The sequence below is a fragment of the Adlercreutzia caecimuris B7 genome, assembly GCF_000403355.2.
Taxonomy (GTDB): domain Bacteria; phylum Actinomycetota; class Coriobacteriia; order Coriobacteriales; family Eggerthellaceae; genus Adlercreutzia; species Adlercreutzia caecimuris.
Genome location: NZ_KE159646.1, coordinates 1841899 through 1867353, shown reverse-complemented (window position 1 = coordinate 1867353; position 25455 = coordinate 1841899). Strand labels below are relative to the sequence as shown.

Genomic DNA, 25455 nt, shown 5'->3' with positions numbered 1-25455 from the left:
CATGGGTATGAGAACGCGCGGGTCGGGGAGCAACGACCCCCGGCTGCGCGCCCGCGAGGAGCGCGCCCGCCGCGAGGCCGCGGCTCTTCCGCCGGAGCCGGCGGCTCCTCCCGCTTCGGCTGCGGAGGCCCGGGCTGCTCGCGAGGCTCGGGCAGCCGGCAGTGCCCCCACCAAGCGCAGCGCCGCCCGCCCGGGCTCATCGGCTCGTGGTCGTGCGGCGGCCCGTTCGTCCGAGGGGGAGGCGGCCCCCACGCGGCGTGCGCGAACGCAGCCTTCCCCCGAGCAACGTCGCCGGCGGCGACGGAAAATCGTCGCCGTTGCCTGCTCGGCGGTGGTGCTGGCCCTGGTGTGCGCGGTGGTCGGCGGCTTTTCCTGGCTGCGCTGGTTCTCCGCCGACGATGCGGCCGACATCCAGGGTACGTGGTATCTGGCCGGCACCTCTACCCCCATTGAGATCACCGAGGACCGCATCAACCTCACCAAGGACGTGTCCTACCGCTATGCGCTCGATACGGGCGACAAGACCATCGCGTTCACCTTCACCAATCTGGCCGGATCGGGCTGCTATCGGTTCTCCCTCGATCGCAACCAGCTGGCTCTCGTCGACGGCTCGTTTACGGGCGGCGATACGCTGGGCCGCGACATCGGCTGGACCTTGGAGGCCTTGGTGAAGAAACTGCAGGGCGAGACGCTTGCCCCCGCAGAGGCGGGTGCCGAGGGGCTTACCCTGCTGTCGCGCACCCCGTCGGGCGGCGCCTGATGGCGACCCTCGTCGTCGAGCGCGTGGCCATCGAGCGCGACCGCATGGCGCTGCTCGTGCGCGTGGCGGGCGGTCCTGCCGCGCATCTGTCGCCCGAGGCGGCCGCGCGGCTTCTTCAGGCGCGCCCTCGGCTGGCCCGGCACGCGTGCGTGAACGCCCAAGGCGAGCCGTTCGGGGCCATTCTCGACCGCACCTCTCTTCCCCATATCCTGGAGCACCTCATCATCGATTTCCAAGCCGAGCTTGCCGACCGTTCGGCGGCAACTTTTGTCGGTACGACGGAATGGCTGAACGAGCGCGAGGGTCTGGCCCGCGTTGAAGTAAACTTTACCGATGACCTCATCGCTCTGGCGGCCTTGAAGGCGGCCCGGGCGCTTATGGAAGGGATGGTGGATTAGCCATGTCATCAGCTCACATCACCTTCGACACCACCGGCGACAAGATCGCTCGCCGCGTGCGCAAGATGCGCCCCTCGGCCGTGCGCAACCTCTTCGCCGCCGCCACGCGCGACGACGTGATCTCGCTGTCGGGCGGCATGCCCGCCGTGTCGCTTCTGCCCGAGGAGGACGTGCGTCGCGCTGTGCTAGCCGCGGTGGAAAGTCCCCAGGCCCGGGCCGTGTCGTTGCAGTACGGGCCCACCGACGGCCTGGCCGGCCTGCGGGCCGTACTCGCCGATATGATGCGCGACCTGGGCATTCGCGTGAAGGCTGACCAGATTCTCGTTACATCGGGGGCCCAGCAGGCCCTCACGCTCATCGCCGAGGCCTTCATCGACCCGGGTGACATCATCATCACCGAGGGTCCCACCTATCTGGGGGCGTTGCAGGCCTTCTCCGCCTTCGAGCCCGATATCCGCGCCATCCCCTTCGACGAGGACGGCATGCGCATGGATCTCTTGGAGGCCGAACTCGAGCGCATCGGCAAGGGCAATCCGCGCCTGAAGTTCTGCTACACCATCCCGAATTTCCAGAACCCCGGCGGGGTGACTATGAACGCCGAGCGCCGGCGCCGCCTGCTGGAGCTGGCCGACGAGTACGGCTTCATGGTGGTGGAAGACGACCCCTATGGTCGCTTGCGCTACGACGGCGGCCATCAGGTGCCCTTGAAGGCCATGGACGATTCGGTCATCTACCTGGGCACTATCTCGAAGATGCTCGGGCCGGGCCTGCGCACGGGCTGGATTGCGGCGCCGGAATCGGTGCTCGCCCGCGTCAACCTGGTGAAGCAGGGGGCCGATCTGTGCGGCAGCGCCTTCGACCAGCTCGTGGTGCAGCACTACTTCGCCGATATTCCCTGGCAGCGCACGCTGCAAAAGTTCATCGCCCTGTACAAGGAGCGGCGCGACACCATGCTGGCGGCCCTGGACGAGTTCTTCCCGCCCGAGGCCTCCTGGACCCATCCCGCCGGCGGCATGTTCCTCTGGATCACCCTGCCGGACTATATGGATACCGATTCGATGCTTGCCGAGGCGCTGGAGGCGGGCGTAACCTATGTGCCAGGGAACTCCTTCTTCCCCGATGGCGTGACCGGCAAGAACTCCATGCGCGTGAACTTCAGCTTCGAGACGCCGGAATCCATCACCGAGGCCATCCGCCGGCTGGCCGGGGTCATCGAGGAGCGCCTGGAACTGTACCGCGTGTTCATCAATGCCGGCGCGCTGCCGGGTTACGGAAAGGAGGCCGTCATGGCCGAGAACGAGCGCGAGAATTGGGACGAGGTCATCGTGGCGTCCGAGCAGAACGAGGAGGCCGTCATGCAGTCTCACGACGGCGATGCCGCCCAGATCGAGATTGCCGAGGACAAGGTGGCCGAGGCCGAAGAAGAAGCGGCGGAATAACTGCGAACGTTTGGCGGGGGCCAGGGGGCATACTCCGCGGTCGTCCGGACGCGGCTGCGGGATATACCTCCGTGCTCAGACAGTCCTCGCTTGGTGCAAGTGTCCGCTGGACACTTGCAGTCGCTGCGGAACTGCGCGCGGAGGCACACCCCGCATCCGTGCCCTACTCACAAGGGAAAGAGAGGCAACATGAAAGTAGCAGTGCTGATGGGAGGCAAGTCCTTCGAGCGTGAGGTGTCGCTGGCATCGGGCAAGGTGGTCTGCGAGGCCCTGGAAGAGGCCGGTCACAAGGTGGTGCCGCTGGACACGAACGCCGACTTGGTGCCCACCCTGCGCAGCGAGCGCCCCGATGTGGTCTACAACGCCCTGCACGGCAAGCACGGTGAGGACGGCACCATCCAAAGCCTGATGGAATTCGTCGGCCTGCCCTTTGTGGGCTCGCCGGCCAGCGTGTGCCATCGCGCCTGGAATAAGGACGCGCTGCACTCGTCGCTGGAGAAGTACCGCGACGTCACCGGCGAAGAGGGTATCGCAAGCTGGCCCCAGGGTGTGTACCTGTCCCGCGACGCCTTCAAGGACATGGGTGCTGCCACGGCTCTCGACCTGGTGGCCGACCGCGTGATCGGGGGTTACCCGGTCTGCGTGAAGCCGGCCCACGGCGGAAGCGCCCTTGGCGTGCACAAGGTGAACTCCCAGGACGAGCTGGGCGAGGCGGTGCTCGACGCGCTCTCCTTCGACGACGCGGTGAACATCGAGCAGTGGATCGACGGCGTGGAGGTGTCGGTGGCCATCCTCGGTACCGGCTGGGACGCCTATGCGCTCCCGCCGGTGGAGATCGTGGCCCGCGAGGGCGAGTTCTTCGACGCCTCCGCCCGCATGCGCAACGACGCCGTGGAGTTCTTCTGCCCCGTGCGCCCGGCGTCGCTCTCGCCCGATGAGGCTACGGCCCACGCCATCCGCGCCGAGATCGAACGGGCCGCGCTGGAAGTGTATCGCGCCTACGGCGCCCGCGATCTGGGCCGCGTGGACCTCGTGTGGGACGGCGGTGCCGCCCGCTGCTTCGAGCTGGACGTGTCCCCGGGCATGACGCCGCATTCCCTGTTCCCCATGGCCTGCTCGGCTGCCGGCCTCACCCTGCCCAAGGTACTCGACACCCTGGTGGAAGAAGCCTACGCCCGCGGCGCCAAGTTCTAGGACGCTGCATCCTGAGTCCGCTTTTCAGCGCAGAGCCGTATGTCAAGAAGAAAGTCTTCGGCATACGGCTCTTCTATTTTCCCAGTCCAAACTATGAACTAAAGAAACTAAGATGAACTAAAAACAAGGCGAACTAAACAAATCAAGATAAGCTAAGAAAACTAAGCCATATTTCAGGATATCGCGAAGCCATATGTGCTAGATCGTGTTATACCTTTGCACTTCTTTTTTTGCTCCTGTCTGTTGAGAGCGCTTTCTTTTAGATGGCTGAAATAAATATAGAATACAACAGAAACCTCCCGGAATCTTTCTTCGGTAACGGTCAAGCAACTTTGCTCATTTAAATTAAACTAAAACTTTAAATACTGATACGCTTTATCGTGCGATCGATTGCTGATTAGATAAATCCTATCCAGGAGGTATGTAATGAAGTCTACATCTAGCATTACAACGTTCGATTTTAGGCGGAAGGCACTGATCGTGGCCTTTGTTGGTTTGCTGTCAGTGTTTGGTACTGCGACGACAACTCAGCACGCATACGCTAGTGACGCAAATACTGGCTATGGTTTCTATTTGGAGAGCAAAGGCTCTACGGACGGAACCGAGTGGCGCCACAAGGCGGCGGCGGGAAGTGCTTATATCCACATCATGTACCATAACGGGCATCATTGTCGCTTGTACATTGATGGGGCTCTCGATCGCGAAGGCAGGGGTTCCAAAAATTGCATGGTCGGAAAAGCCTACGATGAGCGAGATGGGCAATATCGAATTCGCAACACTGTGCGAGATTCCCGACATGGCAATGAGGACTACAAATGGGCTCGTCTGACGGCATGGGCGCCGTTTGGAACTGGAAGCACCAATGGTGTGTGGAGTCCGGATTGCAGCGAGGCTGCAGCTGACTTGCCGGTCCTGAACATAGATTAAGGCTTGGCTGATAGGGCGGTGCGTCCGCCGGTGCCGACGTGACGCTCTGCTCTATCGTGAGGCATTCTGCACTAGTACCGTATCTGGCTGCTGCTATGGTTTTGGGGATTTGGAGCTGTTAATTCGTATGCGTCGAGTATTGTCACTGGAGATTCGAAAAGCTTTTTGCGGGAGATGGTTTGCGATTGCTGTGGCAATCGCACTCGTGCTTGCCGGCCTTGCGGCTGTAGAATCGATAAATCAGTTCGAAGTTATCGGCTTTAACACAGCCAATACAGATGCGTATCCCTATTATTCTAGTTGGAGTTGCTATGCTGCATGGCTCGGGGTAGGGGCGTGGGGCAGAGCGGGATTCTATTACCTCTTCTTCTACGGAATGGTGTTCATTGCGCCTTTTGCGTATAGCTGGTCTAGTGTTACGGAAATGCGGTCCGGCTATTACTGTCAGGAGATTACCAGGTGTCCTCGCTGGCAGTACTACTTTAGTAAGCTGATTGCGTCTTTTTGTGCATCTGCTGCAGTGGCCGCCATTGCTTTGTTGTCAAATATGATTTTTGTCGCATGCTATTTCCCGGCATTTATGCCTAATGCTTATGATAGCTTGTATACGGGAATGACGTATAGCGAGGTTTTTGCCGATGTATTCTATTCCAACCCTGCATTTTTTGTCTTTTTGAGAACCTTGTTTGATTCGTGTCTGTGCGGAGCATGGGGTGCCTTGGTGCTCAGTATCGGCTGGTTCGTCAAGAGAGTTTCCTTTGCGCTTATTTTGCCCTATTTCTTTCTGCTGATACTTGAATTTTGCAACCACTTCTTCTTTGCGGCTCTAACTTCGGTTCCTATTTTCGAGTTTAGCATTTTTCAGATACTCCAAGGATGGAGCTTTGAATATGCGCATGAGCCTATAATTTCGGTTAGCATAGTCGCTCTTCTTATTCTTTTGTCCGCAGTGCTTGCTTTTTCGCGGAATCGGAGTGGTGCGCGATGATTGGCGTCTACAACGGTCTTCGGTTTGATTTACGAGCTGGAAAGCGATACCTGCTCCTTTCTGTTGCCTTAGGAGCTACGGTCGCCTTTACTGTTATATTGGGAGGATGGGTCAAAGCCTCTGCCTACCAGATTGATTGGAGCGAATTCACTCTTGGCGATAACGCTCTCCTTATATTGGCTGGTCTTCTGCCTCCTGACCAGATCGAACGAGATTCAATTCTTTTTCCAATCGGTTGGATGCTGTTATGGACGGCGTGTGCTCTTGCGCCAATAGCCTATGTGGGTAAATATGGCAAAGGGTATTTTGGCGTGAGTTCTCTTCTGAAATCGAAAAAGCGCTCCTCGTGGTTCTTGGCGAAATGTATCTGGGCGTTGATTGCGACATTTTTGTTTTGGATAGCGGTAGCAATTACGGCAATGTTCTTAACTAGTATCAATTCGGGACACTTTTCTTTGGAGGCTTCCAGTTCCATCGAAGCCATCAACTTATCACGAAATGACGAACTGTTAGATAGTCCATACGATTTGACCTCCTTCTTGCTAATGATTCCGCTCATAGGGGCCCTTTTCGTTCTACCTCTGGTGGTAATTTCGCTTTTAAAGAACGAATTGTTCGCTTTTTTGACTGTGTTAGTGTCGTTGCTCCCTGCCCTGCTAATTGTGTCCGGTTTTATTCCGGGGGAGTATTTGATGGCTGTACGATCGGATTGTTTCTTAAGTACTGGGATTTCATCGATTCAATCCTTAGCATATGCGGTATTGGTCGGGTTTTTTTCAACTTTGGTTGGGGCGCTAATTTTTCGTGGCAGCAATATTGTAGGGATGGTGGAAACTTATGATTGAAGTAAGTAGTTTTTCTAAAACCATCAGAGGCCACAAAGTCCTTCGAGAAATCAATCTAACGGTCAGGCCTGGAGAGATTGTTGGCGTAAAAGGGCCTAATGGTTCTGGGAAAACTATGCTTCTTCGAGCAATAGCTGGTTTAGTCTATTCCGATGCAGGAGCAATCTTTATCAATGGAATCAAGCTCGGTCCGGGCGTGCCGTACCCTGTCAATCTTGGGCTCCTAATCGAAACGCCGTCATTCCTCGCTCACTATACAGGGCTGGACAACTGTCGACTTTTGGCATCAATTAGAAACACCGTTACGGTCGAAGACATCAAGACGATTCTGAGGCAAGTGGGCCTTGATCCGCAGGATCGCCGCCCTTTTCATAAGTACTCGCTTGGAATGAAGCAGCGTTTGGGCTTGGCTGTTGCATTTATGGAGAGACCCGATGTGGTGCTTTTAGACGAGCCTACAAATGCACTCGATCAAGATGGCGTTGAAATGTTCAAGTCGCTGATATGCAAAGCCAGGGGATGTGGGGCAAGCATAGTGATCACCTCGCATGATGATAAGGTTTTGGGGATGGTATCCGACAGAATGGCTCTTGTGGAAGAGGGCAGGCTGATAGAAGAGAAGCCACCGATGCGCGACAGCAATATATGTTGCAGCCAATCGATGGGAGGGCGAGATGAGTGACGCTTTGAGGAGGGCGCTCCGTATTTCTGTGCCAATTGTCGTAGGTCTTCTTGCGATAGCGTGTTTTTTGCGCATTGATTACGTCAATGCGCATGCGCCTCAGATTGTTGAGGAAAACTACGAAAATGCAGACTGGGTTGACCTCGATGGATCGTTTGCTGGTCTGGCAGATGAAAAAACCAACGGACTCTCATTGAAATTGGAGTCTTCTCAGATCATGTCACCCAAGCAGTTTTTGGAAGCCTACGGTGAAGCATCGGTCGATCTAAGCAAAGATATTCTTGGCAAATATGACGACATCAAGGTGGAGGAAGCCGACACTTTATCGGTTCTTGTCGTTAAACTTGCAGTGAAATGCGCTCCCGAGAATAGCGATGGATACTTTGCTGCAATTGACTGGCGAGCTATAAGTTCGAAAAATCCTAGCTTGTCGATGCAGCCCGATTGGGATTTGTGGGAAATTTCAGATCCGAAAATGACTGATCAATCTATGTTTCGCATAGAGCCAGGTACTGAGTTTGACTTAGTCGTACCGTTTAGCATTCAAGCTGAGGAGCGGTACTTTGAAGCTAGCAATTTACGAACTCGACTGCCACTGAAGGAGGGTGAGTACAAACTTGTGGTGACAAATTCGCCGATACGAAAAATCATTTTGTTTTCAGCTGGCTATAGGAGTTAACGAGAGTGCGAATATCTAAATGAAAGGGTAACTATGAAAAACTGCAAAGCAAAGTTGTTGTCGATCCTTCTGATAGTCTGCATGTCAGGTTTGTTTGCCCTAAGTGGTTGTCAGCCAAGTTGTCAACCGCCGTCAAGCTCGTCTGATGATGGGCAAGGCGCAACCCCGAATTCAAAAACGGTGGAGGAATCAGAAGCCGACCGGGAAACGCCTTCTCTTCCCGGTGTGAGCATGACTGGTGCGCTTACGCTTGATTCCTCTAGTCGCGATAATCTGGGTTGGTCAGGGGTCATGAACGTCGAGATCAAATCTGCAACGATCTATCGGAGTTACAACGAAGCTAAAGATCACGTTGGGCATCTTGTCGCAGGAAAGGATGCTTTAAAAGATGCCCCTATACTTATTTGCGAAGTGTATCTTGATAATCACGATGCGAAAAGCGACGCACAGGACGAGAAATTCCGGGCCAACTTTATGTTCCTAGGCCCCGATAGAATCCCCGTCACGTTCTTTGCTGCACCTGAGCAATCCGAACGTACAGACATCGGCGGTTCGGATTCTATGACATTCTCCCTTCCAAAAGGAGACTCAACGATCATATACGTTGGGTTTTCCGTGCCTCAAACATGGTTCGATGGAAGCGCGGACATGAACAACCGGGACTATATCGCTTTTGGCGGCAGTAAGGAAGAGTATCATCAGGTGGGAGAGGGTGCCGTTCCTAATCATGATTTCATTTGGCTTACTGCCAGCGTGTGTGACGGTAAAGACCAGTCGAAGACCGAGAAGTAGTAAGGGTGTAAATCAAAACTTTAGAGCAGCCTCTCGAGCCTTCTGAAGCACAGGGGATTCGAGAGGCTGTAGATTGGATTCTTCAACCTGCGTAGGAGCGCCAGTTCATTCGGGGTAATCATCAACGAGGGTTATGAGGTCTCCTGGCGTGCAAGAGAGTGCGCGGCACAGTTTCTCTAAAGTTGAGAATCGAAACGCTTTGACTTTTCCTGTCCTAATATGGGAGAGGTTCACCTCAGACGTATCTATGGCGGCGGCTAGCTCCCGTGCCGTTATTCCTTTTCGTTCAAGCATTTCGTCAAGGTTGATGCGGATAGGCATTAGGCAAACCTTCGCTAAAATAACTCATCAGCTTGTTCTTGGAGCGCCGATCCATAGCGAATTATAGAAGCAACCAGCATAAGGATTGTGGCGGCAAATGCCGTTCCGATATCAAAATATATGCCTGCGGTAAAGCCGTTCTCTGCAATGCTGATGGCCACCTCACTGCAATCTATCAATGTTCCGAAATGCTGAAGAAGAGGGAACCAGAAAGCATTAACAAGGACATAGATCCAGAGAAAAATTGCAGAACCCATTAGGCGCTTTGATACCGTGGGGACAAATAAAGATGCGCCGATTGTAATCTTATGAGCTGCTGAAATGCAGGTAAGGGCCGCGATTAGAAAAGCAGCCCACTCCAGAGTACCAGGGACAAAAAGATACCAATCCTGGACTTCTTCCGATGCGGATGATTTAAAAGCAGCGAACAAGTAGGCCAAGACGTTGAAGGCGCAGAAAAAAGCCATCACCGTAAATACGACAATTAGAATCTTGCCAAAATTCCTGACAGCATTTCGAGAATTCTCAATCTGAGCGGCTTCCAAGTTGGCATCCTCCGCAGGAAAAACTATCTAAACGCATGTGACGTGGGCTCTGGCGGAGTTTTCAAGAACCCCGCCAGAGACATTTCTTCTACCCCGCAGAATAGCAGAAACCAAACAGGCCTATCCATTCACAAGGCTTTAACACATTTCCGGACAGATGAAACAACATAATCTAACTCCTATCTTCTAGGGCGGCTTTCAACCGCCTGGCTGCCTCGTTGTAGTATGCCTTATGCATTGCGCAATAGGCGTCTTTTCCAGCTATTCCGTTGCCGGATGCTACTGAGCGCGCACGACAGCCGCCGGCGCAGAAGGGAAGGGCGTCGCATCCTTTGCAGCCATTCAGTTGGCTGGTTGTTAGAGATACACTCTCAGATTTGCTCGAGGCAAGTATTTCCTCCAATGATTTTTCTAGTAAGTTGCCTAATGCGAAGCGATCGTCGTGCATCATATGGCAAGGAAAAAGCGTTCCGTCCGCTCCAACGCTAACGACTCGCGCTCCGGCGCCGCAAGTGTCGCGACAGCGAAGGCCAACACCAACAGGTTCTTCCTCAGCCACAGTTGCTAGGCCTTTGTCGGCAAGATCCCACAAAACGGTGGCGGCTTGTACCAAATCATCATCACGAAATGCGAGGTCTTCGAATTCGGACATCCCATGAGATGGTGGCGAAAGAAGGCTGTAATTCATCGTCGCCCCTAGCCGATTTGCTAGGCGAACATATTCATCTAAGATTTCTATGTTCCTGCGGTGAACGGTGGCTGTAAGAACCACGGGAATGTTTGCTTTTTGAAGAAGCTTAACAAATGAAACAAGTTCATCAAAGCGTTGGCTGCCACGAACGAGGGCTTCGTCCGAGGAAGAGATTCCATCAAAAGAAACAGATACCTTTTTTACAAATGGAGCAATTCCGTCAATTGTATTCTGAGCATAGATAGTGCCATTGGTGAGAATATTTATTTCGGGAATGCCATGTGCTCGGCTGGCTAGCTGAGCAATTAGAGGAAGATCTTTTCTGAGGAAAGGCTCCCCTCCAGAAATATTCAATGTCCGTACGCCCATGCTCGCAAGTTGCGCGATAATGTCATCTATCGCGGATAAAGATAAATCGGTTGAGCGATTGCGATCAGGGCCGTCAGAATAACAACCTATGCAATGGAGATTGCAGCGCTGAGTTATATGGAGGTATGCGGCTTCAAGCGAGCGTGGATAAGGTTCAGCTAAAAAGCCGCCCATCTCTAAATGCTCAAAAAGGTCTGGTTGTTCGCGAGCCGCCTCGTCAATGCTCGTTCGCCCATCTTCGATTCGTTGGCAAAGGTCGAGTCCTTTGTCGCTTAATCCAATCACATCTCCCGTATCTGCATTGCCAATCATGGGGATATCGGCGAATTCGAACAATTTGATGTGAGGGCCGAACTTCATACTTCCTTCTTCGGTTGAGTATAACGAAAAAATTAAATTTATAATTTAATTTTAGAGAGATTACTTTGAGTTTTCCAGCTTTTCGTCGATGTCTCCATGAAAGATATTAACGAAGACTTTGTTCGGCTAGGTTTTACGGCGACGATGTATGGTCTTATCTCGTGCGTGTAATGCTTGGATTTGGATCGCGACAGTGCGTTTTTGCATGCTTCGTGGTTTTAGAAAACTCTTGCTGCGTTTTACCATTTTCGTACGTGTTTAAGAGTAGGGGCTTCCGATTTTCTGAGGGAGGATGCGCATGGGATGGCGTCAGAGGATCCGGCGGTGGTGACGTAAAAAGCGATACGGTCGTTTCGAGACGTTTGCCAAACAAGCGCAATTGCTGAAACTGTCAGGCGAGAATTTCGAATGCATAATGGAGTTCATCCGAGAGCTCGAACGTCAGTTGCTCGCCAGAGGGAAGGCCAAATCAGCAGCGACGGTCAGTGCCGCCTTCTCCACGCCACAGCCCGCATCTCCTGCACAAAACAACAGGGAAGGAATCGAATTCTGCACCCGCGGCTGATTTCTTGCATGGTTTTCGTGCGGCCACATCACGATCAAGCAGCCTGCATAGCAATTTGCCATTGGATTTCGGTGGTCTACGTGGCTTACAGGGGGGGGCGGCAGAGATCTTCTGTTTTTGGACGTTGAGTCATCTTCCTATAAAAATGGTTGGGGATCGCTTGTTTTTGCGCTTTTAGCAAAGTGAGTTTTGCGAGTGGCTGAGAAGCGATGACGTTTTGCCAGGTCAGCGATGAGTGCTCTGACTGTGCGACAGACGCTTGTCGAAAAATGGGCGATCTTCGGCCACGAGATGTAGCAAAGCGAGCGATTTTCGACCAGTTTTTGGGCCGTGAGCGCAAAATGTATAAAAACGAGCGAACTCCAACCACTCGAAGGGCTTCCCATAGTTGGTCTACCTTGATGAGCTTGACAGGATGCTTTATTGCTTTGCACCCCATGCCGCTTTTGCGCACAGGCTGAGGTTTTCTGTGAGAGATTTACTTATCGATGATGTTTGACGCTTTGTTTACCGTAAGGTGAGAACCGCGCATCAACGGCTGCGGTCGACTTGCGCGCACTCTATAATGAGCGAACTTGATATTCCGTCGATAAAGGAGGCAGTCATGGCCAACAAATTTGGAATGTTTCTGATCGGTGGCGTCGTCGGTGCCGTCGCAGCTTTGCTGGCTGCGCCGCGTCCGGGCGTGGAGACGCGCGCGATGGTGGCCGACAAGGCCAACGAGTTCGTCGGCAATGCCCAGCAGTGGGGCGATTCGGCGGCGGCCGGTGCTCAGCACATCTACCAGGAGGCTGCCACCAAGGGCGCCGAAGTGGTGAACAACGTGACCGCCCGCGGCCAGGAGATCGCCTCCGAGGCGGCTGCCCGCGGCGCCGATGTGGCCGCTTCCATCCAGGAGGCTGCCAGCAACATTTCCCCCACCATCAACGAGAAGGGCGACGAGCTGCGCGACAAGATCGAGGCTGCCCGTCAGCGCATTGCCGATCAGGTGGCCAAGAACGCCGGCGAGGACGCCGATGCGGTCTCCGATGCCGCTGAAGATGTGAAGGAAGCCGCCGCCGATGCGGGCGAGGCCGTGAAGACCGCCGCCCACGAGGCGAAGGAAACCGCGAAGGACGTGGCCGAGAAGGCCGCCGACAAGAAGGACGAAAAGTAGATCATGGCCAAGCGCTACGGCACCACCGGCGAACTTGTCGGCAAGCGCGTGCTTCGCGACAAGAGCACGCCGAAGAAACCCGAGGCGGTCGGTCGGTTGGGGAAGGTGCGCCACTGCGTGTTCCATCCCAACCAGCGGCGCTTCGTCGGCTTTATCGTGAAGCGGCCCGACCTGCTGTGGATGTTCCGCCGCAAGGACGTGTTCGTGGCCTACAACGGCTACGACGTGATAGACGGCCGCATTGTGGTGCTGCAGAAGCCCGAGGCCACCGACAAAGGGGCCTGCCGGGCGCTCGGCGTCGACTATGACGACTGCGTGCTGTGGGCCGACCTGCCGGTTATCAGCGAGGACGGTACGGTGTACGGCATTGTGGGCGATGTGTCCTTCGACCCGAAGACTGGCGAGGTGCGTTCGCTTACGGTGAGCCAGGGCGCCACGGCCAACGCGCTGCTTGGCGTGAAGGAGATTCCCGGCTCCATGATCCGCGGCTTCAAGCGCGGCATCGGCACGGCGTTGGCCGTGAACGGGGCTGCCGACGAGGAGAACCCGGTGCTCGGCGCCATCCTCGTGGGCGATGAGGTGGCCGAGCTTGCGGCCGAGGGTGGCCTGGCTGCCAAGGCCGGCGAGGCCACGGCGGTGGTGGCCGACCGCGCGCGGGAAACCGTCGAGGCGGTGAAGCCGGCCGTGTCGGGCGCCACCAAGGCGGCGGGCAAGGCCGTGAACGCCGGCGCCTACGCCACGGGCCGCCAGATAAAGCGGGCCAGCGGCATGTTCTCCGCCTTTAAGGAGGAGTACGACAAGGCTCGCAAGGACGACGATTAGTGCGGGACAGTCTTACCTGGTAAGACTGTCCCAGTATGGCGGGGTGCGTTGGCGCGAAGATCCGGCTGGGCGTTTCGGGCTCTTCGCGGGCAGCCCTTACGATTTCGTCACTAAGCTATAGAGTTCTTTAAGATGCGCCCCGCCCCGCGGGGCGCTCCGTTACACTGGAGCCCATGAATACACACGATAACAAATCCCCCAAATCCGAGCGCCTCCAGAAGCTGGAGGCCAAGGCCCACCAGGAGAAGTCCGTCGCCGGCCACGAGATGCCCGCGGCGAACATCTTCAAGTTCGCGGGCCTCATTGCGTTTTTCGTCATCATGATCGTGGTATGCGTGGCCGTTTGGCCCATGATCCACGAGCTGTTCGAGCCCGGCGGGGTGGATCGCGTCACCTCCGACATTCGCAACGCCGGCCCCTGGGGCTTCCTCATTCTGCTGGCTATCCAGTTCCTCCAGATCGTCGTGGCCTTCATTCCCGGCGAAGTGGTGCAGGTGGCCGCCGGCATGATCTACGGTCCGTGGGTGGGCGCGCTCATCATCTGGCTCGGCTGCATCATCTCCAGCTCGTTCATCTTTGTGCTCGTGCACAAGCTGGGCGCCCCCTTCGTGCAGGCCATGGTGCCCGAGAAGTACATGGGCAAGTTCCGCGAATGGGAAACCTCCGAGAAGTTCAACGTCATCGTGTTCATCCTGTTCCTGATCCCGGGCTTGCCGAAGGACGTGTTCACCTATGTCACGCCGCTCACGCACATGTCCATGCGCAGCTTCGTGCTTATCTCGAACTTTGCGCGCATCCCCGGCATCGTGCTGTCCACCTATGCAGCGTCCGGGCTCGTGTCGGGCAACATCATGGAATCGGTGGCCATCTTCGCGGTGACTGCCGTTGTGGCCGTGGTGGCGCTCATTGTGTACAGCCGCATGACGAAGAAGCCGAGCGCGCCGAAAGACAGCACGCCGAAGGAGTAGGGCCGTTGCGGGCGCACCGCGGGCACGCTGCAGGTGATGCTGCTCCGGGCGCACAGCGGACGCGCCGTGGGGCGGTGTGGGAGCCTTGCGGGTGCGCACCGTGGCGAAGGAGTAGGGGTTCCTGCGGGCGCTGTGCAGGTGCGCACCGTGGCGAAGGCCAATGGCAGGGTGGTCTACGGTGCTTGGTCGGTTAAGAGGTCCATCGTCGTGCGGTAGCGACGGCCGCCCTTCGCCACTTTCTTTGTGAAAGAATGCGCGGTCAGGGTTTGTTTCTGTACAATAGTCGCCGTTATTGATACGAATTCCAAGGAGGATCCCCATGCCGAAGATCACCCGTGATCAGGTGCGCGTTCCCGCCGACGTCATGCCCGAGATGCGTGACGAGTACATTTCCAATTACATGAAGGCCACGCGCGAGACCGGTCGTCTCATGCTGTTCGCCTGCGATCAGAAGATCGAGCACCTGAACAAGGACTTCTACGGCGAGGGCATCGACATCGCCGACCTGGATCCGGAGCACCTGTTCAAGATCGGCTCCGAGGGTGTCTGCGGCGTGCTCGCCGGCCAGCGCGGCCTGGTGGCCCAGTACGCGGCCGATTACCCGGAGATCAACTACCTCGTGAAGATGAACTCCAAGACCAACCTCGTGGGCACCAAGCAGGAGGATCCCTACTCCCCGCAGCTGTACGATCTGGACGCCGTGCTGGCTATGAAGGAGGCCGGCGTGAACGTGGTGGGCCTCGGCTACACCATCTACCTCGGCAGCGAGTACGAGGCCACCATGATGGCCGAGGCCGGCGAGCTTATCGCCCAGGCCCATGCCAACGGCCTCATTGTGGTGCTGTGGATCTACCCCCGCGGCAAGGCTGTCACCGCTGAGAAGGATCCGGATCTCATCGCCGGTGCCGCCGGCGTGGCCCTGTGCCTCGGCGCCGACTTCGTGAAGGTGAACCCGCCGAAGCCCGAGGACGGTACCCCGGCTGCCGAGGCGCTGAAGATCGCCTCTACCGCCGCTGGCCGCTGCGGTCTGGTGTGCGCGGGCGGTTCCACGGTGGATGCCGACACCTTCCTCACCCAGCTCTACGATCAGATTCGCGTGGGCGGGGCCGTGGGCAACGCCACGGGCCGCAACATCCATCAGCGCTCCCTGGACGAGGCCGTGCGCCTGACCAAGGCCATCTCCGCCATCACCCTGGCCGACTGGACGGTGGCCGACGCCCTGGCCGTGTTCAACGGCGAGCGCGACTTCACGCTGGCCGACATCTAGGCCGCTGGCATAGTGCTTGCAGGAAAGGCTTCCGCGAGGGAGCCTTTCTTTATGGGATAGAGAAGGGAGCAGTGGCAATGAGCGCGCTTGATGGATTGACGATGCGGGTTACGCGGCCGTACCGCGAGGAGGACGTGGCCGCCATGATGGAGATTTGGAACGCCGTGGTGGAGGCCGGTCGCGCCTTTCCACAGACCGATCCGCTGACGGCGGAGGAGGCGAGCGCGTTCTTCGCCGAGCAGTCTCATACGGCGGTGGCCACGGTGGCTGGACGCGTGGCGGGGCTGTATATCTTGCATCCCAACAATGTGGGGCGTTGCGGGCATGTGTCGAATGCCAGCTACGCGGTGTCGTCGGAGGTGCGCGGCCACGGGGTCGGACGTCTTCTGGTGGAGGACTCGCTGCGTCAGGCGGCGCGTCTCGGCTTTCGCGGATTGCAGTTCAACGCGGTGGTGGCCAGCAACGAGCGCGCCATCGCCCTCTACGAAGATCTGGGCTTCCAGCGCATCGGGCGTATTCCCGACGGTTTTCGCAACAAGGATGGCGTCTACGAGGACACCTTCATCTACTACCACGAGACTGCTTAAGCGCTCCGTCGGGCCGCCGCCCTTGCCTGCGACGAAAAACGGCTCCCTCGGGGGAGCCGTTTGAGGTTCGCGGCACCCGGGGTGTTTCGATAGGGAGCCGCGCACTGCGAATGACGGCCCCTTTCCCGCTGTGGGTGTCAATTTCCGGTGGATCATTGGCGTGCGGCGTTGTGGGTCTGCGGGGCCGCGGCGATTCGCTGGCGTGGAGTCGCTAAGCTGCGAGGTCAATCGGGCTTGCGAGTGAGGGCGCTTGCGAGTTTGCGGGTGAGCCGCCGTATGAGGAGTATCGGTGCGGTCGGCTGAGGTTCTCCCAGCGCGATTTTCGGCGCTGCGGCTCGGATTTTGTTTCTGAAGAGACCGATTTTGTGCAGTAAACTCCGCGAAGTAGACGTAAGGTCTCCGGAAGGGGTGGCTGGCTTGGTTGAGATGCGGTCTATACGGCGTTTTCCCTGGTGTTATACGGCCGCAAAGCCGTTCGAGCTGGAATGTATTTCGGGGAGCATCTATCTCGCGGAGTTTGCTGCGCAAATTTCCCCGTTTCGGAAACACGAACTGGTTCCACGAGGGAATCGGGCACACCTCGATCGGAGCACTGAACCTCAATCGTTACCCTTCTTGTGTCGGCTGCGGCATAGGAAGCGCAAGCGCCATTCCAAGGCAATTCCAAAAGCAAGCAAGTCCCTCATGAATGGTCGTTCGGTTAATTTCGCGGCATGGCCTGCCGAGCGTCGAATCGGCACAGTATCCTGCACCAATGAACATATATCCGAGTCATACCTCCGCCCTTCTCCTGTGGCGCGCTTGGTCGGTGGCGCATTCGATTCCGTTGAGTGAGTTTCACCTGTCCGGTAAGCGCCGAGGCGTCGACCTGCCCGCATCAATGCTCTCCGGCTCTACGACAGTGAAGATGTGCGCGTCGACGCACGAAGATATAGCGTATGTTCTCGGGAAGCTTCCCCCGGAGTCGCGCGCGTTGCTCGCGGGATGCGAGCCGGTCACACCTGGGGGTCTTCCCCTTGAGGTGCTCGTGGGCAAGAAGCCCGGTGTGCGATCGGCGGCCTCGGTGTGTCGGCGCCAGAGCGGCCGCAGTATGCCGCGCAATGCGTTTCTCGAGGTCGCGCCTGGAGTGTGGGCCGCGTCGCCCGAGTTGGTTTTCGCGCAGATGGCGTCGCGGCTCACCTATGGAGAGCTGCTCGCGCTCGGCTATGAGCTTTGCGGCAGCTACCCGATTGAGGGAAGCGGAGGCGACATGGTGCGCCGCCCCCTAACGACTCCGGAGCGACTGCTGGCGTTTCTCGAGCAGCTTACCGATGTTCGTGCTATCAAGTTGGCGCGCTCGGCGGCGAAGCAGGTGCGTCGTAAATCGGCGTCCGTTATGGAGACCGAGCTGGCCATCATTGCGCTCACTCCGAGGCGCCGAGGAGGGTTGGGGCTTCCCGATGCCCGCCTGAACGAACCTCGCGCACTGGGCGATCGGGGGCGTCGTATTGCGCGACAGAAGTATGTTGTCGGGGATCTGTGCTGGTGGGAATGCGGCATTGTGGTTGAGTACGATGGTCGCGACGCCCACAGCGGCAGTCTCGCCCAGGCGCGCGATTCGCGGCGAAGAGACGCGTTGCTTGCCGAGGGCGTCGATGTGGTCACCGTGACGTCGGCGCAGTTCTCGAATGTGTATGAGTTCGCGAGCTTGATGGGCAAGGTGTCCGAGAAGACGGGGAAGCGCTTTCGGGGGTGGCTTCCCGGGCAGATTGAGAAGCACACGGCTTTGCGCTGGCAGGTGGGGAAATTCCATCGCGAGCAGCTCTGAGCCGAGGCGCGCAATGCCCCCTGTCTGTCGACCGGTCGCCGTGGGCCGTTCTTCTTTGGCGCGGAAGGTGACGGGAGGGGGCAGGCTCGTGCTCCGGGAGAAGATGGCCTTTGCCTTCCCGGGTTTTGTTTCCGAAAGGGCCGATTCTGCGCAGCAAACTCCGCGAGGTAGATGCGCCTCCCGCAGAGACGATCGTACACCGCCCTTTCGCGCTTTCTCCACCTGGAAAAACGCGGGCAACACCCGCATCTCGATCTCTTCCTGGCAAGGACAGGCGAGCTCGATGTCTATCTCGCGGAGTTTGCTGCGCAGAATTGCGAAATAGGGAAACAGGGGAATGAAGCCGATGGCTGAGGCGCGGAGGCGCGGAGGCGACGGCCGCGGCCTGCAACGAAAACGACTCCGTCCGCCAGCTCGCTCCCGACGAAAAACGGCTCCGTCGGCCAGCTCGCTTCCGACGGAAAACGGCTCCCCGAGGGGAGCCGTTTGAGGTTCGTGGTGCCCGGGGCGGGATTTGAACCCGCACACCTTTCGGCAACGGTTTTTGAGACCGTCGTGTCTGCCGTTCCACCACCCGGGCCTAGGCGCATCTACGCAGTATAGCGGAAACGCGGTGCGCCGTCGAGAAGAAACCGTCGAAGGCCCGCACGCTGGCGCCATGCGGGGCGGTTCGCTATGCGAGCCCCAGCCACAGCATGATCTTCGGCACGTAGCCCATGATGAAGATGATGATAATGAGCGTCGGCAGGCCGAAGGCAAGCCAGCCGCGGGCCCAGCGGGGGAATTTCGCGCCCGTGCCCGTGTCGGCCTCGGCGAGGAAGTTCTTCCAGCCCCAGCCCTTGCGGGACACGCAGAACACCACGTACAGGAGGCTGCCCAAAGGCAGCAGGTTGTTCGACACGATGAAGTCCTCGATGGACTGGATGTCGCCGATGCCCGGCACGGTGACGCCGGCAAGCACGTTGAAGCCCAGCGCGCAGGGCAGGCTGAGCACGGTGACGAGGATGGCCGTGCGCTTGATGGCGTCGCGGCGGGAGAGATCCCATTTCTCCATGGTGAAGGTGATGAGGTTCTCGAACACGGCGATGATGGTGGACAAGGCCGCGAAGCTCATGAACACGAAGAACAGGGTGCCCCACAGCTGGCCCAAGGGCATCTGGTTGAACACGTTGGGCAGGGTGACGAACACGAGCGAGGGGCCCTGGTCGGGGGCCACGGCGAAGGCGAAGCAGGCGGGGAAGATGATGAGGCCGGCGAGAATGGCCACGAGCGTGTCCAGGCCGCAGATACGCAGGGCCTCGCCGGTGAGCGAGTTCTGCTTGCCGATGCGGCTGCCGAAGACCTCCATGGCCGAGATGCCGAGCGACAGCGTGAAGAACGCCTGGCCCATGGCGGCGTACACGGCCTCGCCGAAGCCGCCGATGCCGCCGGCGAACATGCGCCCGAAGTCGGGGACGAGGTAGAAGGCCAGACCCTCGGCGGCGCCGGGCAGGGTGACCGAACGGACGACCAGCAGGCCCATGACGCCGAGCAGGCAGATCATCATGATCTTGGTGATGCGCTCCACGCCCTTCTGCAGGCCGAAGCTGCATACGAAAAAGCCGATGACGATGACGGCGAGCATCCAGCCCACCATCTCGGAGGGGTTCGCCAGCATGGTGCCGAACACGCCGCCGACGCCCTCGGGATCCAGCCCGTCGAAGGTGCCCGTGGCCATCTTGGCGGTGTAGGCGAGCATCCAGCCGCACACGGTGGTGTAGAACATCATGAGCAGCATGCAGCCGATATACCCCCACCAGCTGAACCAGTGCCAACGGCGAGAGGGCTGCAGCACGTCGAAGGCCAGGGCCGCCGAGCGCTGGGAGGCGCGGCCCACGGCGAACTCCATCACCATGACCGGCAGACCCAAAATGACGAGGAAGATCAGGTACAGCAAAATGAACGCCGCGCCGCCGTACTCGCCGGCGATATAGGGGAAGCGCCACACGTTGCCGAGGCCAATGGCACAGCCGGCTGAGATGAGGATGAAGCCGAGGCGGCTGGCGAAGTGCTCGCGGGGCGCGGCGGCGCTGCCGATGCCGGCGGGGATGTCGGCGCCGGCGGGGTTGCTGTCGGCGGCCGGAACGGCGGCGTCGCGGGCCGGCGCGGGGATAGAGGCGGGATCGATGGACACGGGAACCTCCTGGGTTGGGCGCGCGGGCGCCCCTCGGCACGGCGAGTGACCGGGCGCGACGGCCGCTGCGGGAATGGCAGGGCCGATGGCGGCTCGCGGTCATGGCGGCGGTGCACTCGCCGCGCCGGGAGATGCCCGCATTTGAACGAAATTGCGCTGCCATTGTAGCCGAAGGTGAGAGGTGCGGTCATGGTAAGGCTGCGAAGTGCAGGCAACGGCTTTGTGTCTGGCGGGGTCGGCGCGGTGTGCCTTTCGGCAAGGTGGGGCATAATAGACCCATGAGCGATATACTCACATATCTGGAAACGCAGCTGGCCACCTTCGACGAGGAGCCTTTCAACGCCGTGGACTCGGCGCTGCTCGCCCAATTCTGCATGGCTCGGGGCGAGGGCATCATGCCGCGGGTGCTGGGTTGCGGGGAGGAGGCCGCCGCAGCCGCGGGCGAAGGCGGTAACGGTGCAGAAGCCCAGGGCACGCGACGCTTTCGGGGGTTATCGGCGCTGCGGGCAAAATGGCGCCGCGTGCGCGAGGGCGGCCTGAAGCGGAGCGGCAAGCGAGGGGGAGCGGACAAGGATGAAGATGTCGTGCGCGACCGGTTCGAGGCCGCGCAGATGGCGGACGCTCCGACAAGCCCGGTGCGCTTTGCCGACCTGCTGCGGGCAGAGCTGTTCCCCACCATGTTCTCGGGTATGCATGCGGCGCAGATGAAGCAGCAGCTTTTTCTCATGGCCGCGAGCCCCCGTTTTCGCGACCTGCTCATGTACGATCATGCCGCCGCTTTCGACGAGGATCTGGGGCTCCAGTTCGCCGCCACGACCTATGTGTGCCCGGGGTGTTTCGCCTACGTGGGCTTCCGGGGCACCGACACCACGCTCACCGGCTGGCGGGAAGATTTCAACATGGCCTATATGGTGCCCGTGCCGGCCCAGGATATGGCGGCTCGCTATCTGACGGCCGTGGCGGCCGACCCGCGTCTGCCCGACACGATCATAGTGGGCGGCCATTCCAAGGGCGGTAACTTGGCCGAGTACGCGGCGCTTACCGCAGCCCCGTCGGTGCAGGCCCGCATCGCGCACTTGTACAGTCACGATGGCCCGGGTTTCATGGCCGCTACGTTCTCGGAAGACGACTACGCGCCCCTGGCCGGCCGCATGACCAAGCACGTGCCAGAGGATTCCATGGTGGGCATCCTTATGGAATCGGGGATGCCCACCCAGGTGGTGAGTGCTGCCGGACGGGGTTTCGAGCAGCACTCGGTGTATCGCTGGGAGGTGGCATCGGGCGAAAGCGCTGTGGCCGAGGGCCCGTTGGGGAAGAAGCCGAAGGCCTCGAAGGCCGCCGACGCCGAGGGCGACGAGGTCGTCGGTTCCGCGACTGTCGAAAGCTCTGCGGCCGGGACGGCTTTTGTCACGCTGCCGGGGCTGCCCGAGCGCACTCAGCGCCGGGCTGAGGCTCTGAAGCGCTGGCTCGCTTCCATGGACGGAGCCGATCGCGAGCGCATGGTCGATGCCCTCTTCGATGCGGTGCGGGCCGCCGGCGTTACCGATGCGGCGCAGATATTCGAAGGCGGCCGCGAATGGGCGATCTTGCGCGATGGCGTGATGCGTGCGCCTGCCGAGGGCCGCACGACCATGCTGAATGCGCTGCGCGGGCTCACCCGCGCCTTCAGCGATGTGACCGCCGAGCGCAACCACGCCCACCGCGATGCCCAGCGCAAAGCCAAGAGCGGCTAAGCGCAGCCGGCACCCCTATCGTCTATGGCGCCCGGGCCTAAATCCAATGGACGCGCGTCTCGTCGTAGCGGGTGGAGCCCTTGGGCTCGGGATGGTTCAGGGCGTGGCCCACTGCCACGAGGGCGAACGGTTCCACCTCTCTGGGGCCGCCGAGGGCGACCTTCACCGCCGCGATGCGGTCGGGTTCGGGCGCAATGCCGAGCCAAACTGCGCCAAGGCCTATGTTTGCGGCCTCCAGCAGGATGTTCTCCACGGCAGCGCTCATATCGAGCGGGGTGCAGCGTGGGAAGCGCAGCCCCTCGGTGCGGGTGCACACGGCAATGACGCACGGGGCCAGCTTTGCGGGTGCTGCGTAGGGGGTTGTCGCGGCCAGGGCCATGCGGGTAGTCTCGTCGCGGGCGATGAAGAACTCCCAAGGTTGTTGGTTTCCGGCCGACGGGGCGGCCATGGCGGCGCGCATGAGCCGCTCGATATCATCGATGCTCACCGGCTCGTCGGTGAATTGGCGCACGCTGCACCGCTTGAAAATGGCGTTCATGAAGCAGTCCTCGATCCTTTTCGCCAGTAAAAATGCCGAGCCGACGGGAAAGAGCGTGGCCTCGGCATGGAAGCGCGCTTCGGGGGCGCGCGGATTCGCATCGCACCTTGCCACTGTAACGGGCGCGTGCGTGGTGGGGAGTATGCGGCCGCTCCCCTTTACTGACCTGCGATCTTGTTGCTACGGAACTGAAAGAAAAGCGGACGGCCCCTCGCAGAGCCGCCCGCTTTGCAGCGTATCAGGTGGCAGGGTCGTAAGCGACCCCATTGCCCTACAAGTCGCGCTGGTAGAGGTCCTCGTAGGTCTCGCGGCGGGTGACCACGCGCGACACGCCGTCGCGCACGAACACCACGGCTGGGCGCGGCTGGCCGTTGTAGTTGCTGGCCATGGTCATGTTGTAGGCGCCGGTACCGAAGACGCACACGATGTCGCCCACATCGGCCTTCTGCAGCGGCATGTCCACCACCACGGCATCGCCGCTCTCGCAGTGCTTGCCGCACAGCGTGACGATCTCGGTGCGCGGCTGGGATGCCTTGTTGGCGATGGTGGGCTCGTAGTCGGCGTGGTAGAGCGCCGTGCGGATGTTGTCGGACATGCCGCCGTCCACGGCCACGTACTTGCGGATGCCCGGCAGCGTCTTCAAAATGCCCACGGTGTACAGGGTCACGCCGGCGTTGGCTACCAGGCTGCGGCCCGGTTCCACCAAAAGACGCGGCAGCGCCAGGCCGTGGCGCTCGCACAGGTCGCGCACGGCGGTGCAGGTGACCTCGGCGAAGTCGTCGATAGAGGAGGGGGCGTCGTCGGCCAGGTAGGCGATGCCCAGGCCGCCGCCCAAGTCCAGCTCCTCGATCTCGTAGCCGTAGCGCTCGCGGATGCGCGCCATGAACTCCACCATGACCGCCGCCGCCTCGCGGAAAGAGTGCAGGGCGAAGATCTGCGAGCCGATGTGGCAGTGCAGGCCCGCCAGGCGCACGTTTTCCGCGGCCAGCACGTCGGCGACGCAGGTGAAGGCGAAGTCCTCGCGCATGGTGAAGCCGAACTTCGAATCCTCACAGCCGGTGCGGATGTACTCGTGGGTGTCGGCCTCCACGCCGGGGGTGATGCGCATGTAGATGTCCTGCACCACGCCGAGGCGGCCGGCGATCTCGTTCACGCGGGCCAGCTCGATGCGGCTGTCCACCACGATGCGGCCCACGCCCGCGGCAATGGCCTCTTCCAGCTCGCGCGGCGTCTTGTTGTTCCCGTGCACGAACACGCGCTCCATGGGAAAGCCCACGGCCTGAGCGCAGGCGAGCTCTCCGCCGCCGGACACATCCAGGCACAGCCCCTCGGCCTGGGCGATGCGCACCACTTCCTTGTTGAGGAAGGCCTTCGAGGCGTAAATGACGTCGGAGTTCTCGTAGCGGCTGCGGAAGGCCTCTCGATAGGCTTCCATGCGATGACGCAGGTCGGCCTCGTCGAACACGTAGAGCGCCGTGCCCTCTTCGCGGGCCAGCTGAACCATGTCGACGCCGCCGATGAACAGGTGGTCGTCGCGCACTTCCGCAGTCTCGGGCAGTACGGCGCCCAGCTCCATGGTGGTGCGCAGGTCGGGCTTCTTGGTAAGGTCGGAGGCAGGCAGGGCCATTTCCGCTTCCTTTCTTCTCGGGCGTCAGGTGTGTCTTTCGCCGAGCGCTCGCAGGCATCTCGGCGGGGGGGCGGGTCCGCACCCGTGTTTCTCTCGTGAATGGCCGTATCTTACCAGCCTGCCGGCTGCCTGCGTATGTCCGAATCGTTAAATCGCCCAACCGGTAATTGAGCGGCTTCATTGGAAGGCGAGATGCGAAATCGCCCGGCAGCTCGCTCGGTTCACGCAGTTTCGCTCGAGGGGCAGGCGCGTTCTAGCAGGGCGCCCCATGAGCCTTCTTGTTAATTGAATGATAATAAGAAGGCAATAAGAAAGCGATGAGACAAAAGACGCTGACCAGGTGTTTTTCTAAGAACTACGGGAGGGGCGCCCCGTTTTTGTTCTTCGGTGTTAATAAGAAGCGCTGCTGAAGTGCCGTAGAATTTGAGGAGCTGTTGAAAGGGTGTGCAAGAGCGAGGGCTGGGCCGTGAAGCGACGATTCTGTGGTATGTTCTCGCCAGTGAATAATTGCTGCTGCGGCGGCGCCCGATGAAAGGACCCATCATGGCGAAGACCGAACCTTCTGTTGATCAGTGGCTGCGCGAGGCCAAGGCCGATCCGGCGGCAGCCCAGTGCGGCATGTTCCTCACGCACAACGGCGTGGTGCGCGTAACGCCCAAACAGCAGGTGCGCGAGGGTGTGGAAGGCCTCGGCGAGGTGGTGGCCGTAGAGTTCTCCTACGATGCGGAGGGCCTGGCCGCGGCCGAGGCTGAGGCGCTCACCTGGCCGGGCGTCTACTACGTGCGCACGTGGCTGAACGAGGGTCGCTGTAACGTGGGCGATTCGCTCATGTACGTGCTCATCGGCGCCGACATCCGCCCCAACTGCATCGACGCCCTGCAAAAGCTCGTCGGCCACATCAAAAACGAGCTCGTCGTGGAGAAGGAGATTTTCGCGTAGAAGTCTTTGACGGAGCGGGGGGGGGAGAAGTTTGGCGAACGGGCCTTCTCCCCCGCTTTGACGTGCGGTTTCCTCCATAGAGCTAGTTGTTATACTTTCAAGTATTATACTTAGAATTATAAAACTTGATGCTGGAAGGATGGCCCAGAGCGGGGCTGGATAAGTGCTCGCGATGTTTGCTTGACTAAGCGCAGACCGTCATCCCTGTCGGCGTTTCTCAATTTCGAACTATGTTTTCTCGCCCGCGACGAGCTCCTCGTGCTCTGCTCGCCTCACCAGACTG

Annotated in this window: 24 protein-coding genes and 1 tRNA gene; 18 read left to right on the top strand and 7 right to left on the bottom strand. The window is 59.3% G+C overall.

The window, feature by feature from the left end; all coding sequences use genetic code 11:
• The first annotated feature begins 1 nt into the window (after position 1).
• The 10 genes from C811_RS16675 (at position 2) to C811_RS16655 (ending at position 8704) form a co-directional block, all read left to right on the top strand.
• Positions 2-760: a hypothetical protein gene (locus tag C811_RS16675; protein ID WP_016309811.1), complete on the top strand. Its 759-nt coding sequence runs from the start codon at positions 2-4 to the stop codon at positions 758-760.
• A complete protein-coding gene (locus C811_RS11565) occupies positions 760-1158 on the top strand; it encodes a cyanophycin synthetase family protein (RefSeq protein WP_016309810.1) in 399 nt (132 codons plus the stop codon). Before C811_RS16675 ends, C811_RS11565 begins: the two co-directional genes overlap by 1 nt.
• 2 nt (positions 1159-1160) lie before the next feature.
• The gene (locus C811_RS11560; RefSeq protein ID WP_016309809.1) at positions 1161-2597 is read left to right on the top strand and encodes an aminotransferase-like domain-containing protein; all 1437 of its coding nucleotides are present in this window, start codon (positions 1161-1163) and stop codon (positions 2595-2597) included.
• Positions 2598-2786: 189 nt separating this feature from the next.
• Positions 2787-3791 carry a D-alanine--D-alanine ligase family protein gene (locus tag C811_RS11555; RefSeq protein WP_016309808.1) on the top strand — a complete coding sequence of 335 codons (1005 nt, stop codon included), beginning with the start codon at positions 2787-2789 and terminating at the stop codon, positions 3789-3791.
• A gap of 426 nt (positions 3792-4217) precedes the next feature.
• Positions 4218-4718, top strand: a complete 501-nt coding sequence (locus C811_RS16670; RefSeq protein ID WP_156997093.1) for a hypothetical protein — start codon at positions 4218-4220, stop codon at positions 4716-4718.
• A gap of 109 nt (positions 4719-4827) precedes the next feature.
• Entirely contained in the window at positions 4828-5706 is an 879-nt protein-coding gene (locus C811_RS16665) for a hypothetical protein (RefSeq protein WP_156997092.1), read from the top strand.
• A complete protein-coding gene (locus C811_RS16660; protein WP_016309806.1) occupies positions 5703-6551 on the top strand; it encodes a hypothetical protein in 849 nt (282 codons plus the stop codon). The genes C811_RS16665 and C811_RS16660 overlap by 4 nt, the downstream gene beginning before the upstream one ends.
• Entirely contained in the window at positions 6544-7233 is a 690-nt protein-coding gene (locus C811_RS11550; RefSeq protein WP_016309805.1) for an ABC transporter ATP-binding protein, read from the top strand. Before C811_RS16660 ends, C811_RS11550 begins: the two co-directional genes overlap by 8 nt.
• Positions 7226-7912, top strand: coding sequence for a DUF5028 domain-containing protein (locus C811_RS11545; RefSeq protein ID WP_016309804.1), 687 nt, complete (start codon positions 7226-7228; stop codon positions 7910-7912). The genes C811_RS11550 and C811_RS11545 overlap by 8 nt, the downstream gene beginning before the upstream one ends.
• A 33-nt stretch (positions 7913-7945) precedes the next feature.
• Entirely contained in the window at positions 7946-8704 is a 759-nt protein-coding gene (locus C811_RS16655; RefSeq protein ID WP_016309803.1) for a hypothetical protein, read from the top strand.
• Positions 8705-8809: 105 nt separating this feature from the next.
• Here C811_RS16655 and C811_RS16280 read toward each other — a convergent pair whose 3' ends face one another.
• The 3 genes from C811_RS16280 to C811_RS16275 form a co-directional block, all read right to left on the bottom strand.
• Positions 8810-9025, bottom strand: a complete 216-nt coding sequence (locus C811_RS16280) for a helix-turn-helix domain-containing protein (protein WP_084811494.1) — start codon at positions 9023-9025, stop codon at positions 8810-8812.
• A 14-nt stretch (positions 9026-9039) separates the two neighbouring features.
• Positions 9040-9570, bottom strand: a complete 531-nt coding sequence (locus C811_RS0103675; RefSeq protein WP_022926553.1) for a hypothetical protein — start codon at positions 9568-9570, stop codon at positions 9040-9042.
• Positions 9571-9742: 172 nt separating this feature from the next.
• Complete coding sequence (locus tag C811_RS16275; protein WP_016309802.1) at positions 9743-10990, bottom strand: radical SAM/SPASM domain-containing protein; 1248 nt, start codon at positions 10988-10990, stop codon at positions 9743-9745.
• Between the two features lie 1169 nt (positions 10991-12159).
• Here C811_RS16275 and C811_RS11540 point away from each other — a divergent pair.
• The 6 genes from C811_RS11540 (at position 12160) to C811_RS11515 (ending at position 18162) form a co-directional block, all read left to right on the top strand.
• Positions 12160-12711 (top strand): YtxH domain-containing protein, encoded by a 552-nt coding sequence (locus C811_RS11540; protein WP_016309801.1) that lies wholly within the window; start codon positions 12160-12162, stop codon positions 12709-12711.
• A gap of 3 nt (positions 12712-12714) precedes the next feature.
• Positions 12715-13533, top strand: coding sequence for a PRC-barrel domain-containing protein (locus C811_RS11535; protein WP_016309800.1), 819 nt, complete (start codon positions 12715-12717; stop codon positions 13531-13533).
• Positions 13534-13706: 173 nt separating this feature from the next.
• Entirely contained in the window at positions 13707-14501 is a 795-nt protein-coding gene (locus C811_RS11530; RefSeq protein ID WP_016309799.1) for a TVP38/TMEM64 family protein, read from the top strand.
• Between the two features lie 319 nt (positions 14502-14820).
• On the top strand, positions 14821-15768 hold the full coding sequence (locus tag C811_RS11525; protein WP_016309798.1) for a beta/alpha barrel domain-containing protein: 948 nt from the start codon (positions 14821-14823) through the stop codon (positions 15766-15768).
• A 77-nt stretch (positions 15769-15845) separates the two neighbouring features.
• Positions 15846-16355, top strand: coding sequence for a GNAT family N-acetyltransferase (locus tag C811_RS11520; protein WP_016309797.1), 510 nt, complete (start codon positions 15846-15848; stop codon positions 16353-16355).
• Positions 16356-17382: 1027 nt separating this feature from the next.
• Positions 17383-18162 carry a hypothetical protein gene (locus C811_RS11515; protein ID WP_016309796.1) on the top strand — a complete coding sequence of 260 codons (780 nt, stop codon included), beginning with the start codon at positions 17383-17385 and terminating at the stop codon, positions 18160-18162.
• Between the two features lie 496 nt (positions 18163-18658).
• On the opposite strand, the gene C811_RS11510 is transcribed toward C811_RS11515, so the two are convergent.
• Together C811_RS11510 and C811_RS11505 are read right to left on the bottom strand one after the other, a co-directional pair.
• Positions 18659-18742 (bottom strand) — tRNA-Leu (locus C811_RS11510).
• Positions 18743-18835: 93 nt separating this feature from the next.
• The gene (locus tag C811_RS11505) at positions 18836-20239 is read right to left on the bottom strand and encodes a sodium-dependent transporter (RefSeq protein ID WP_423773938.1); all 1404 of its coding nucleotides are present in this window, start codon (positions 20237-20239) and stop codon (positions 18836-18838) included.
• Between the two features lie 374 nt (positions 20240-20613).
• Between C811_RS11505 and C811_RS15915 the strand changes: the two genes are divergently transcribed.
• The gene (locus C811_RS15915; protein WP_016309794.1) at positions 20614-22068 is read left to right on the top strand and encodes an Mbeg1-like protein; all 1455 of its coding nucleotides are present in this window, start codon (positions 20614-20616) and stop codon (positions 22066-22068) included.
• Positions 22069-22105: 37 nt separating this feature from the next.
• On the opposite strand, the gene C811_RS11495 is transcribed toward C811_RS15915, so the two are convergent.
• Both C811_RS11495 and lysA read right to left on the bottom strand, forming a co-directional pair.
• Positions 22106-22606 (bottom strand): nitroreductase family protein, encoded by a 501-nt coding sequence (locus C811_RS11495; RefSeq protein WP_016309793.1) that lies wholly within the window; start codon positions 22604-22606, stop codon positions 22106-22108.
• Positions 22607-22877: 271 nt separating this feature from the next.
• Positions 22878-24233, bottom strand: coding sequence for a diaminopimelate decarboxylase (gene lysA, locus C811_RS11490; protein ID WP_016309792.1), 1356 nt, complete (start codon positions 24231-24233; stop codon positions 22878-22880).
• Between the two features lie 543 nt (positions 24234-24776).
• Between lysA and C811_RS11485 the strand changes: the two genes are divergently transcribed.
• Positions 24777-25172 carry a molybdenum cofactor biosynthesis protein MoaE gene (locus C811_RS11485; protein WP_016309791.1) on the top strand — a complete coding sequence of 132 codons (396 nt, stop codon included), beginning with the start codon at positions 24777-24779 and terminating at the stop codon, positions 25170-25172.
• Positions 25173-25455 lie beyond the last annotated feature (283 nt).

Excerpts from the sequence above, each read along its gene's own strand:
- C811_RS11530 (WP_016309799.1), top strand. The coding sequence starts at position 13,707 with ATGAATACACACGATAACAAATCCCCCAAATCCGAGCGCCTCCAGAAG.
- C811_RS16280 (WP_084811494.1), bottom strand. The coding sequence starts at position 9,025 with ATGCCTATCCGCATCAACCTTGACGAAATGCTTGAACGAAAAGGAATA.
- C811_RS16660 (WP_016309806.1), top strand. The coding sequence starts at position 5,703 with ATGATTGGCGTCTACAACGGTCTTCGGTTTGATTTACGAGCTGGAAAG.
- C811_RS11535 (WP_016309800.1), top strand. The coding sequence starts at position 12,715 with ATGGCCAAGCGCTACGGCACCACCGGCGAACTTGTCGGCAAGCGCGTG.
- C811_RS16275 (WP_016309802.1), bottom strand. The coding sequence starts at position 10,990 with ATGAAGTTCGGCCCTCACATCAAATTGTTCGAATTCGCCGATATCCCC.
- C811_RS11485 (WP_016309791.1), top strand. The coding sequence starts at position 24,777 with ATGGCGAAGACCGAACCTTCTGTTGATCAGTGGCTGCGCGAGGCCAAG.
- lysA (WP_016309792.1), bottom strand. The coding sequence starts at position 24,233 with ATGGCCCTGCCTGCCTCCGACCTTACCAAGAAGCCCGACCTGCGCACC.
- C811_RS11550 (WP_016309805.1), top strand. The coding sequence starts at position 6,544 with ATGATTGAAGTAAGTAGTTTTTCTAAAACCATCAGAGGCCACAAAGTC.
- C811_RS11565 (WP_016309810.1), top strand. The coding sequence starts at position 760 with ATGGCGACCCTCGTCGTCGAGCGCGTGGCCATCGAGCGCGACCGCATG.
- C811_RS11520 (WP_016309797.1), top strand. The coding sequence starts at position 15,846 with ATGAGCGCGCTTGATGGATTGACGATGCGGGTTACGCGGCCGTACCGC.
- C811_RS11555 (WP_016309808.1), top strand. The coding sequence starts at position 2,787 with ATGAAAGTAGCAGTGCTGATGGGAGGCAAGTCCTTCGAGCGTGAGGTG.
- C811_RS11560 (WP_016309809.1), top strand. The coding sequence starts at position 1,161 with ATGTCATCAGCTCACATCACCTTCGACACCACCGGCGACAAGATCGCT.
- C811_RS11525 (WP_016309798.1), top strand. The coding sequence starts at position 14,821 with ATGCCGAAGATCACCCGTGATCAGGTGCGCGTTCCCGCCGACGTCATG.
- C811_RS11495 (WP_016309793.1), bottom strand. The coding sequence starts at position 22,606 with ATGAACGCCATTTTCAAGCGGTGCAGCGTGCGCCAATTCACCGACGAG.
- C811_RS11540 (WP_016309801.1), top strand. The coding sequence starts at position 12,160 with ATGGCCAACAAATTTGGAATGTTTCTGATCGGTGGCGTCGTCGGTGCC.
- C811_RS16655 (WP_016309803.1), top strand. The coding sequence starts at position 7,946 with ATGAAAAACTGCAAAGCAAAGTTGTTGTCGATCCTTCTGATAGTCTGC.
- C811_RS16670 (WP_156997093.1), top strand. The coding sequence starts at position 4,218 with ATGAAGTCTACATCTAGCATTACAACGTTCGATTTTAGGCGGAAGGCA.
- C811_RS11545 (WP_016309804.1), top strand. The coding sequence starts at position 7,226 with ATGAGTGACGCTTTGAGGAGGGCGCTCCGTATTTCTGTGCCAATTGTC.
- C811_RS16675 (WP_016309811.1), top strand. The coding sequence starts at position 2 with ATGGGTATGAGAACGCGCGGGTCGGGGAGCAACGACCCCCGGCTGCGC.
- C811_RS15915 (WP_016309794.1), top strand. The coding sequence starts at position 20,614 with ATGAGCGATATACTCACATATCTGGAAACGCAGCTGGCCACCTTCGAC.